Origin of the sequence: Planctopirus hydrillae (genome assembly GCF_001707835.1) — a bacterium.
Taxonomy (GTDB): Bacteria; Planctomycetota; Planctomycetia; order Planctomycetales; family Planctomycetaceae; genus Planctopirus; species Planctopirus hydrillae.
Window position 1 is genome coordinate 1 of the sequence record NZ_LYDR01000058.1, and the last position, 11242, is coordinate 11242.

Below are 11242 nucleotides of genomic sequence, written 5' to 3' on the forward strand. Positions count from 1 at the left end.
TCGATCCAGACGTTCCAGGAGCATGGCGGCACCGTGAATACCGGCACCACACCCAGCGTGCAGCGAGGTTATGCCAACGGCAGCACCAACACCGTGCGCCCACTGAGCCTCACCTACCCCAACGGCCGGGAACTCACCTACGACTACGGCACGACAGGCGAAATCAACGATGCCCTCAGCCGCATTGGCTCGATTGTGGATGATGACACGACCCACCTGGCCGATTACGAGTTCGTCGGCCTGGCAGGCGTCATCCAGCAGACCAGCCCCCAACCCAATCTACGGTACACGCTGGCGGGAGGTTCCAACGATCCTGACACTGGAGACATCTACACCGGCCTGGATCGTTTGGGCCGGGTGAAGGACTCCCGCTGGTACAGCACCTCCACTAACGACGACCTCTCCCGCATCCAGTACGGCTACGACAGAGCCTCGAACCGCATCTGGCGGAAGAACCCCATCGCCACGGCCAACAGTGCCGAATACGACTGGCTCTACACCTACGACGGCCTCCAACGCCTGAAAACCGCCAACCGCGGCACACTCAACGGCACCCAAACCGCCCTCACCTCCACCGCGTTCAAGCAGGACTGGAATCTCGACCCCACCGGCAACTGGGAAGGATTCAAGCAGAGTGACAACGGTTCCACCTGGAGCATGGAACAGGAACGCACCGCCAACCCGGTCAATGAAATCACCGACATCACCAACACGGTGGGAAGTGCCTGGGCCGACCCGGCCTACAACGCTGTCGGCAACATGACCACCATCCCCAAACCCAAGCAGATGGACGAAGCCTACACGGCCACCTACGACGCCTGGAACCGGCTCGTCAAACTGGAAGAAGAAGTCTCCAGCACTTTGGAAACCGTCGCCGAGTACCATTACGACGCGCGGAACTTCCGAGTGGCTGTCAAAACCTACAACTCCGGAGTGCTGGACGAAACCACCCACGCCTACTTCACAGATGGTTGGCGAAACATCGAGGAACGGATCGACTCCAATTCGACACCCTCCCAACACCACATCTGGGGCCTGAGATACATCGACGACCTCATCCTCCGCGACCGCACCACCGCTTCCACATTGGACGAACGCCTCTACGCCCTCCAGGACGCCAACTGGAACGTGACGGCGGTCGCAGGCGAAGGCGGCGACCCTCAGGAACGCATTGAGTATGACGCTTATGGAGTGGCAACCGTTAATTCACCATATTTCGACAGCCTTTCAACCAGCGACTTCAATTGGGAAACAACGTGCTGCGGATATTGGCACGATCTACGCACTGGACTGAGTGCCATACGACACCGATTTTACTTTCACGGACTCGGGCAATGGACTTCTCGTGATCCACTGGGTAGCCTTGCGGGTTCGCATTTGTACCAGTACGCATTATCAATGCCGACTAGTTTTTCCGACCCTTTTGGACTTCAAGAGGAAAGTTCACATGAGGATTGGATGGCCGAGTGGGTGCTACGCAATCCCAACTGGGATAAAGGCCTAAGCCCTCGCAAGAAAGAATTAGTTAACCAATACTTGACTTCCACCGTAAGGCGAGGCTGTGTCGGACTTACTTGTGTAGAACTTGGAATTAAAGAAGGCAAAGGGGACAAAACATGGCCAGATATGAGAAATTGCTACGCCACTCTATCCGAAGCGAAGGATAGAAAGAACGTAATGGAGGAACAAAATATCTGCAAAGGAAAAAACTGCAATCACGAGAAAGCAAGGCCTAGAATTTACTCGATCCATTTCTGGAACAATCGGGGAAAGAACAGAACGAAGCCTGACGCCAGTAAGAACTCTTCGACTGGTAAGATTGATCTTTCTAACTGGGATCGAGTGAGAAGGCCTCAACTACCTGGAGATCCTAACTGGGTCAATTTTGACTATGGATATCTTAACGATGACGGCATGATGGTACACGCTGATCACGAACACCTACCTGATCTCCCAGGGGTCGGGCCGATGACAGTGCTAACGAGCTCCGTCGAAGACTGGATGGTAAATAATACGGACTTTAATTACGAGGTGTGGTGTGTCGCATGTGAAACTAACGAGGCAATAAAATGAGAAGTCAGTTTGTAATGCACCTCTCCCTTGCAGCATGCATCTTTGGATGTGGCATCGACGAATCTAAGGCGGTGAAAACCACGGCCTCGCAGCCACCCTATTACAATCCCAAGGCAGTTGAATCGAATCCAGATGGGGCCACACTGGAAGAGCATGATACGAAGAATAAGAGCGATTTCCGTTCAGCAATCCCTTCTCTTAGCCTTTATGAGCCAAAGATCACGAGACTACGCGGAAAAATCGTAGAAAGGCATGATCTTGCCAAGATGCATAAGTATTATTTAGTTAGCGACACCGGTGAGTTTTATGCACTTGACAAATGGGTTCCTGCCAATCAGGTGCTCAACACAGAATGCGATGTGATTGGAGTGAGCATGGTTCCCACGCCTAGACATGCAGAGCAACTCGTTTTAGAGGCCAATTCGCAAATGCTTCCAGGTCAGTCGATCCCAGAATCTCCCATTAAAGGGGTGTTGCATGATGTTTCTGTTACAGCTGTAGGCGATGAATGATGCGAGCACAAGCAAGGTACGGCAGTCCCGCCGGGTGACATAGGTTGCTCGTCTTCGAGCTACCTGTGTGCCAGCGGCACAGGCGGTTTTGGCTCGCCTGCGATCGTTTCGCTTGTGCCCGGCCGAAACCCATTGATTCCACCTGAACCCAGTTCAAACCAACCTCAAACCCCCTCCTGACCCATTTCCATCCCCACCCCTTCAACCCCGGCCGTCATCCCTGGCGGCCGGTTTCTTTTCCCCTCCCCGATCCCTTCCGCTCTTCAAAATTCCCACCTCCATCCACCTCCAACCAAACCCATCCCCAACCGCAACCCCGTCTCTTTCATCCCTTCCTGCACCCCAATTCCCGAAAGCCTCTCCCATGACCACACGAACTGTCGAAACCCCCAACCCCGCCACACCCTCCGCCAGCTTTCCCCTGGTCCCCCTCCTGAAACCCGCCTCCGGCAACCTCACCCTCACCGCCACCGTTTACCGTGATTCCAGCGACGACACCCCCACTCTCGTCACGGTGAAAAATCAAACCGGCGCTACGCTGGGATCAACAACCCTGACCACACCACCAGGAAACCTGACCGCCAACATCTCGATCCCGGGAACAGCCTCGGAAACCTGCGAGATCGAACCGGTAATCACTGTAACCCCGATCGCAGGAATCAATATCGCTTGTTGTGAGTTCCCGATACCGGCCACCCTCACCAATCATGTGACGGTTTCAGGAACCGGCACCTCGGCAGACGGTACACATTCCTACACGTTGGTTTACACCGAGGAAAACTCAAGGGTGACAGATCCCGGCTGGTACCCTCCCGATTATGAGACGGAAGATGACAACGGCACTGGTGTAACTACGTATCCTTGCGGCACAATATTTTTCTACTGTTACGGGCACCTGCTATCAAACTTTTCCTATCAGGCGATCTGTCCTTCGTCATCCCATATGGTGGGAACGTTTAATGTCCAAAGCTGTAACCCCTTTTCCGCTACCTGGTCGATGTCCTCTCCGGACGGAACGATACAAGTTGAGGGTACGATAAGCTAATACTCTACAATGTATGGATATGCTCGTTGTAATTCTATCTGTCCGCGTCGGTACAACATGACGCCGGGCATTCACGCATCGCTTCTCCACCAGGATTTTGATCCGACAGCTGAATTACCTTCGCCTGCTCGGGAGACGCAGGGTCGAATATGTCGCCAGTTTTCGAGCGCCCATCTGCGAGCATTTCGTTGAAAATCTGCCGAAATGCATCGATTCCACCTGAATAAAATCCGAACCAACTCCCAACTCCCTCCTGACCCATTTCCATCCCCACACCGTCTACCCCGGCCGTCATCCCTGGCGGCCGGTTTCTTTCTTGTCGAGCCCTTTTTTGACCCTTCTCGCCACAACTCTGATCCATTCTCTCTTCCCCCTTTCAAATCTCCTTCTCGAGGTACACCGCCATGTCCAACGAACGCCATGTTCCCACACCTGATCCCGCCACCAATGTTTCCTGTCTTCCAATGACGCCTCTCCTCAAGCCCTTCGCAGGCGATGCAACGGTCGAAGTTACCATCGATCGTGACACCTCCTATACGGGCCCTTACACCGTTCAGATCCGTCGTCAAGGCGCCACCATCGCCTCCACCACTGTCGCCGCACCCGATGTTCAAGAAACCATCTCACTCAACGTCCCTGCCACACAACTCACAGGCTGTGAACTCAAACTCGAAGCCTGCGTCGCCTCCACAATTGAGGTCTCCTGCTGTCCTTACCCCATCCCGGCAACACTGAAGGCCAAGTTTCAGGTGAAACGCGACGGTAGCACCATTGCATCACCCGAAGTGAATTTGGACTACTTCACCAGTATGCCCGAAGATGCCCGCTATGGTGGCGGCGCATTTCCCGGCTATTACGGAACAACGCTCCTGGATATTCCCTGCCTGCTGGAAAATGTCCAATTGCAGATCTATTTATTCTGCGATGGCGATGAGTTCTTGTACGGAATCATGACGGTTCATGGAGATGATAACGGCGAAATGAATGGCCCTGGCCCAATCCCTATCGTTGGATGCTCACCATTGTATCTTGAAGAACTGAGTACGTTGTCGTACACAGTCTATTGTTATGAAGTGACTTCGAATCTGAGTATTGTCAATTTCCACATTACGGAATAATCACAGAATATCCCTGGAAACCACGTCAAGGGTAGCGCTCTTCAACTCCAGCCTCTGTCACGAGTGGCTGGAGTTTTCATATCCGGAGTGAAGCAGGTTGCTCGTCCTTGAGCGATCTGCTTCTCAGTGGCACAAGAGGCCTCGCCTCCCTCAACCATGACCTCTCTGCTCATTGACAACTCTGCAAAGCGTTTCTCCCACACCCCTGCCAGGGATCACTCTCCGGCAGGGGCTTTCGATGCCGCCACCTCAGGAAATGCTGTGAATCAGGTGCAGTTCACGTACAATGACTTTGGGCAGTCGATCCAGACGTTTCAGAAATATGATTGCCGACTATTAAAGCTGCGGGGGACCTGGAATTACTTTTGATTGGTGAGCCTTGATGGCTTCCTGAATACGAGCGAGAACCTCGGGATGTGCGGCGACAATGCGTTTCTCAGAGGGATCGCGACCGAGTTGAAAAAGCAGTTCTGGTTCGTGCCGTTCGGGCGTTGAGCCTCCATAACCTGTTTGAGTCTGGAAATGAGCCTTACATTCACCCAGGCGGCAGGCGAAGAGTTAATCGCCTCGATAAAAAACGGTCGCTCTGGCAGTGGCCTCGACTCGAAAAGCAATGGCGCGAGATCGACTCCATCGAACACAACACCCTTCGGGAGTGATGCACCGCCCAGGGCCAGAGCGGTGGGAAACACATCCATCGCATGAGCGAACTGACTGATCAGCCACGCTTGATCCGGCATGACCAGTCAACTCGCTTAGCTCAGGTCTATGTCTCCGCGCGAAGATCGTCCAGAAACTCAGAGGCGGGTTCCGTGCTGGAGATGAGAAGCGCATCCCGTGCACGGGTACAGGCGACATACAGCAGATGACGTTCCGTGTCATACACCTCTTCGAGATCGCCGTCGTCGGTCACCGATTCGATGCGTTCCTGGAGCGGGATGACTTCATCGTCGCAGGCCATCACCACCACGACACGAAATTCCAGCCCCTTGGCCAGGTGCATCGTGCTGATCGTCAGCGTCTCGCCACCAATCTCGCCCGATTGGTCAAGCACGTTGAATGGAAGTCCCGCCTGCCTGGCGGCTGCCTCGGCACGGCTCAACTGCCCGTGGGAACGGACAAAAATTGCCATCTCTTCAGGCTGAATTCCCGCTTGAACCTGTCCAGAGAGCCACCGGCCGACCGCTGCGATCTCCTCCGCTTCGCTTTTCGCCACTTGAATCGTGGGAGGCGGTCCGTTGAAGACCGAAATCGTGTCGCTGCGATCCTCGCTGTTGCCGTCCACATCGCTCACCACCGGCCCCAGCAAGCGATCGGCCTGCTGGCGGATTTGATGCGATGTCCGATAGTTGATCCGCAACGTCCGGCTGCGCCCCCGCACATCCACTCCCAAAGATTTCCATGAGAACGGCTGCTGGAAGATGCGTTGCCCCAGGTCACCAGAGAAGAAAAGGGCGTCCGGCCGAGAAGCCCCCAAAGCTGCCAGAAACCTCAACTGGGGAATGCCGATATCCTGAGCCTCATCCACAACGGCGAAGTTGTAACAAGGTTTTTTCGCGCGAGTCAGTTCATCGGCCAGGGTGGTGAAGAGTCTGGCTTCGGTGAACTGCTGCATCTCGTCCAATTTGGCCTGAACGTCCGCAAAGATCGACCACAAGACCTGCCGCCGGGCTTCTGTCAAACGGGTCTTGCGGCCCAGTCGGGCGACATCGCGATAGGCTTCCCAGTTGTCGAGTTGCCAGGCGTCGATCACCTGATCCCATTCGGCCACCAGGAACTGCTGCGTGAATTTGTGATCGGGAGCGCGTTGAGACGCATCGCCGATCAGTTTTTCAATCACCTGGCGATCGACCAACGCCACCGGCCCCACCAGTTCTTCATACAGACTGCGTGCGACCTCCCCCAGCGACGAGATCTCGATTCGCTGGGCGATCGCCGGTTCCTGGGAGAGCAGTCGTTGGCACAATGTCCGAAGCGCACGGGCCAGTGTGTTCGAAAAGGTGGTCAGCAGGACTTGAGCAGCGGGATTCTTCCTGGCTAGAAAGACCGCTCGATGCAGCGCCACGATTGTCTTGCCGGTTCCCGCAGAACCTGAGACACGGGCCGGGCCATGGAAATCTTTTTCCACGAACTGACGCTGTTCGGGATGAAGAAAGACCGTCCATTTGTCCCAGGGGAAGTCGAGGGCCAGGGCCAGTTCTTCGACGTTCGTCACCAGCCGGAATCGACGCTGGGCATCTGGGTGTTCGAATGGAGAAATTCCCGCCACTGGTTCTGGAATTCGTGGTTTTCCACCCGTGGCTAACTCCAGCAGTGCTTCTGCTGCTTCAGCAGGAAGATGCATCGTCAATGACAGCAAGGTCTCATCTGTGGCCAGCCGTACTTCGTCCAGCCATTCAAGCGGAATGCCATAACTCAGCAATTCACTGTCGGGCCGATTGGCGAAGAGCGCTGGCAAAGTGCGCACGGGCACGCGAGTCTCGGTCTCGACATACTTCGGAACAACGATTTCCTGAATCGATTCACGAACTTCCACAAACTGGGCGGCCCCGGTTTGAGGATGCGTCTCCAGCTTGCGGCGTTCGGCCCAGGCATAGGCTTTGTCATGGTGATCGACATAACAGAGCAGCAGGCTATCCGCCGTCTTGTGGACAATCAACCGGATGTCCCGGCTGACGCGCACCGACCAGAAATTCTTGTCTTTGGCCCGATCGAGTTTGTGGAAACTCATCCCCGGACTGGCGGGATTGACCTGCAAATCAAACGCCGTCGTCTTGACGGACTTCTGCTCGTCACGGGTGAGTCGGGCGAGACTGGAGGTGAAAGTATCCGCAATGAGAAAATTCATTCTGATGGCTTTTTCTTGCGACCTTTCGGGATCAATCTCGATAGCTGATTGTCAGTTGCTATCGGGAAGTCGACCCATGCAACTCCCAGAGAGATGTTGCCTACGTTTGTCATATGGAGATGTCCTTTGCCGGAATCGATTCCAATCGCGGTACAGAGTTTGACGAATTCGTTGTAACTGGTGGAAGGAGACTTAAATGCCTGGACGATAAAAATGGCATGTTTGAGATTAAATCTTTCGGCTTCGATCACGGCAGTGGCGCAGCGGTGCAAAAGTTGAAAGGCAACTTCGCCATAACCGGCGACACCCGAAATTGGCAACATACGTTGCACGTGTTGCCAACGCTTCAAGCGATTCGGTTTGGAATTCAATGACTTCCCGCTATCCAACCAAGTCTGCAAAGATTGGTGGCCTTCTCCGAATGGTTCATTGGCCTTCGCCTCGACAGACAAGGAAACCATACCATTGGAAGTTTGAAGCAATGCCCAAAGATCACATTGCGAGTCATGACCTTGACCTTCGAGTGAAACGTTGTGTTCAGCAACGCCTAACAGAAGATGCGATTCGCCATACCCTGCGCGAGCCAACACGGCCGAGATCGATGTCGGCAGTCCGGAAGCCGATTTCGCTGCCAGTTCCCAAGAAACGGCCGCTTCAAAGGCGGAATAACCCCGAACCCACTGCGTTACCGGGTCGGCCAGTCGCTCACGCCAACTGTCAATCCCCCGCGTTTCGATATTGAATCGACTCATGCGTTTCTCCTTTGGGCCCTCTACACCCTGAACACCTTCATCACCTCATCACCCAGATGATTAATCACTTTCACCGCGATCCGTCCGCTGCAGGGTTTTTCGAAGGGGCGGGAGGTGTCGCTGTGGAGGGATTCCCAGGCTTCGGCGTTGATCTCCGCCTTAAGCGTTGTCTTCAGTGAACTGTAAGGATCGTTCGCCCCCAGGAAGTAGGCTTGCCGCACGAAGAAGCTCTCTTCGTTGTAGTCCGTGTCGATGAACCAGCAGGCGATGCCGTCGGCACCGTGGCTCACCACTTCGCCCGTCTGCGGCTTGAACACATCGACCCCGTTGACCCTCACCCGGATTAACCCGTCCGGCTCATTCAGCACCGTAATATCCGGCTCGCCGAAGATCACGAACAGGTTCCCCTTGCCCGTGTTTTTGAGGTCTTCCGCCATATGCAGATCAGCATTCATCCGGGCTTTGAGAACCGGAATCCGCCCCAGCTTGTTGAACTCCGTCGCATGGGCTTCGTAGTTGAAGGCACAAGCGATCATCACCTCGAAGTCGGCATCTCCTGCCTCGCGGGCGGCTTGCACCAGGTCTTGGCGCTGGACTGTGCCGAACTCCGGGCCGATAAAAATCGCTGCCCGCTTTTCAACATCCCCTTCGAGATACTTCCCTTCGGCACAGATCATCTCGCCAGGCCACGGCACCACTGAGGTGAACGTGATCCGGTCTTCCTTATGGGCTTGCTGCACTCCCGCTGTTTTCAGGTTCTGCAGGATCATCTGCTCGAACGTCTGGGCTTCGCCGCCGGCCTGCTGAACCTTCGTCAGCGGGTCGATCAGGTCGTCATTTTCATCCACGCCCAGCAAGCGGTGTGGCGAAAGACTTTCGACGGTGAACGGCCCAGCGACGCGAACCTTTTTCTTGTCTTCGTAAGGTTTATCATACAGAAATTCATTCTCGGCCCTGGCCGCAATCGAGGCATCGATGGCTTGTTGCCGGGCAATACGCAGTTTCCAGAACTCGGCATGGAGTGACGTCGCCTTTTTCGACCACGATTCCGGGATCTCCCGGGGAATCTCCCATTCCTGAATCACTTCAGGAACAGCCACGGTGTACTTCTGCGTCTTGCGGAAGTCGGCTAACCAGCGAGCCGAGAGTTCTTGAGTCAGCTTTTCGCGGCAAGGGAGAAGTTGAGCTTCGAATTCCTCCCAGATGACATCAATCTCAGCGTTATTGGCAATCGCTTTGAGAGTGATGTGCGGGACGCGTTCATAAACAAATCCCTGGCGAATGCGGCCACTGACTGGCAAAGTCGAAGGGGCCGTCCGCGTGATCTGGGCCTCTTTCTGCTGTCCCTCTTTGGAATCTGCCAGCAGATAGTACGGGTAGCGGGCTCCCATAATCCGGGCCCGGGCCAGCGCCAAAGCCACACGCGAGGTGTCAATCGTGATCCAGCGACGGCCCCATTGCTCCGCGACGGTCGCCGTGGTGCCAGAACCACAGGTTGGGTCAAGCACGAGGTCGCCGGGATCGGTGGCCATGAGGATGCAGCGTTCAATTACTTTAGTGGCAGTCTGGACTACATACACCTTGCCCGTAGCTCCACCAACGTCGTTCCAATAACCTCCCAAAGCGATCACTGGATAATCATCCCAAAAGTAGCGAAGCCTTATCTGCGTTTGTTGTCGAAGAATGCGCCCCGCACGTCCGGCTCTTTCCAGTTCAGGTGTTGTAACTCCCCAATGGCGACCCGAACCGGGATGAAATGTTTGACCCTCAAACTCAAATTTCACAGTCGTAGTTTCACGAAAACCGTCGGACGTGAGGGGGTATGCACCGTAGTCATTTCGCTCCATCGTAGTGAGCTTGATTGTATCCTTTTCTGGCTTGCCGTCACGTTCTACAAAAGGTTGCCGATACTTCGTCACCTCCTTCTTCTTCGCATACCAAACAATGAAGTCCGTATTCGATTGAATGAAGTCGCCAGTAACAGTCCCTGTTTTTTGAGCAACAATCACGGTGATGCAGTTGTCCTCCCCAAACACCTCATCCATCACTGCCCGGACGCGGTGGACATTTTCATCGCCGATCTGCACAAAGATCGAGCCGGAATCGGAGAGGAGATCGCGGGCGACGGTCAGCCGATCGCGCAGATACGTCAGATAGCTGTGGATGCCGTCGCGCCAGGTGTCGCGGAACGCTTTCACCTGCTCCGGCTCGCGCGTGATGTGGCCCGCATTGCCATCCTTCACATCCCGGCTGGTGGTCGACCACTGAAAGTTGCTGTTGAACTTGATGCCGTAGGGCGGGTCGAAGTAGATGCACTGCACCTTGCCACGCAGCCCTTCACGTTCGGCCAAGCTCGCCATCACTTGGAGTGAATCGCCGAGGATCATGCGGTTCGACCAGTGGGCATCGTGCTGGTAGAACTCCGTCCGTGCATCGAAGCTGGGCAAGCCGTTGAAATCAGCAAACAGATCGAGCTGCGTCTCCACCGCTGGCTGCCCCTCCCGCCGGGCCGCTTCCGTCTGGCGGAGCAGATCGTCGATGAGAGCCTTGGGATGCACCTTTTCCTGGATGTAAAGAGGCGGTGCGGCCACCACCAACTCCGACCAGTCCTGCTCATCCTTACCGCGCCAGACGAGCTGAGGATCGAGATCGGTATTGCGAGGATACTTCACCGGCACCGGCCCCCGCTGCTGCTTATCGACCACCGATTGAAACTCAGCCGTGGGGATGTTCCGCCGCGATGCATCTTCATGGACAAAAGTCTCGACCGACTTGGCGTTCGTCTGGGGAGCAGCAGCAGCAGATTTCTTCTTCGGCATGGATCAGGCTGTCTTTTCAGGAGTCAGGAGCGATGCAGGACTCAGGTGTTTCAATCAGCAAAGCGGGTTAGCCAA

7 protein-coding genes and 1 pseudogene are annotated in these 11242 nt (G+C 55.1%); 4 read left to right on the plus strand and 4 right to left on the minus strand.

What is annotated here, in order from left to right; all coding sequences use genetic code 11:
* Nucleotides 1-786: 786 nt before the first annotated feature.
* The 4 genes and pseudogenes from A6X21_RS25730 to A6X21_RS07300 form a co-directional block, all read left to right on the plus strand.
* A pseudogene (locus A6X21_RS25730) lies at nt 787-1371 on the plus strand (RHS repeat-associated core domain-containing protein); the annotation flags it as partial.
* Between the two features lie 698 nt (nt 1372-2069).
* A complete protein-coding gene (locus A6X21_RS07285) occupies nt 2070-2585 on the plus strand; it encodes a hypothetical protein (RefSeq protein WP_068846951.1) in 516 nt (171 codons plus the stop codon).
* Between the two features lie 364 nt (nt 2586-2949).
* Nucleotides 2950-3630 (plus strand): hypothetical protein, encoded by a 681-nt coding sequence (locus tag A6X21_RS24295; RefSeq protein ID WP_131818230.1) that lies wholly within the window; start codon nt 2950-2952, stop codon nt 3628-3630.
* 404 nt (nt 3631-4034) lie between these two features.
* Nucleotides 4035-4748, plus strand: a complete 714-nt coding sequence (locus A6X21_RS07300; RefSeq protein WP_068846954.1) for a hypothetical protein — start codon at nt 4035-4037, stop codon at nt 4746-4748.
* A 336-nt stretch (nt 4749-5084) separates the two neighbouring features.
* On the opposite strand, the gene A6X21_RS25495 is transcribed toward A6X21_RS07300, so the two are convergent.
* From A6X21_RS25495 to A6X21_RS07325, 4 genes are all read right to left on the minus strand, one after another.
* On the minus strand, nt 5085-5291 hold the full coding sequence (locus A6X21_RS25495) for a hypothetical protein (RefSeq protein ID WP_205847411.1): 207 nt from the start codon (nt 5289-5291) through the stop codon (nt 5085-5087).
* Nucleotides 5292-5514: 223 nt separating this feature from the next.
* Complete coding sequence (locus A6X21_RS07315) at nt 5515-7596, minus strand: 3'-5' exonuclease (RefSeq protein ID WP_068846957.1); 2082 nt, start codon at nt 7594-7596, stop codon at nt 5515-5517.
* Nucleotides 7593-8348, minus strand: coding sequence for a DUF6946 family protein (locus A6X21_RS07320; protein ID WP_068846958.1), 756 nt, complete (start codon nt 8346-8348; stop codon nt 7593-7595). Before A6X21_RS07320 ends, A6X21_RS07315 begins: the two co-directional genes overlap by 4 nt.
* A 20-nt stretch (nt 8349-8368) precedes the next feature.
* The gene (locus A6X21_RS07325) at nt 8369-11167 is read right to left on the minus strand and encodes a site-specific DNA-methyltransferase (RefSeq protein WP_068846959.1); all 2799 of its coding nucleotides are present in this window, start codon (nt 11165-11167) and stop codon (nt 8369-8371) included.
* Nucleotides 11168-11242 lie beyond the last annotated feature (75 nt).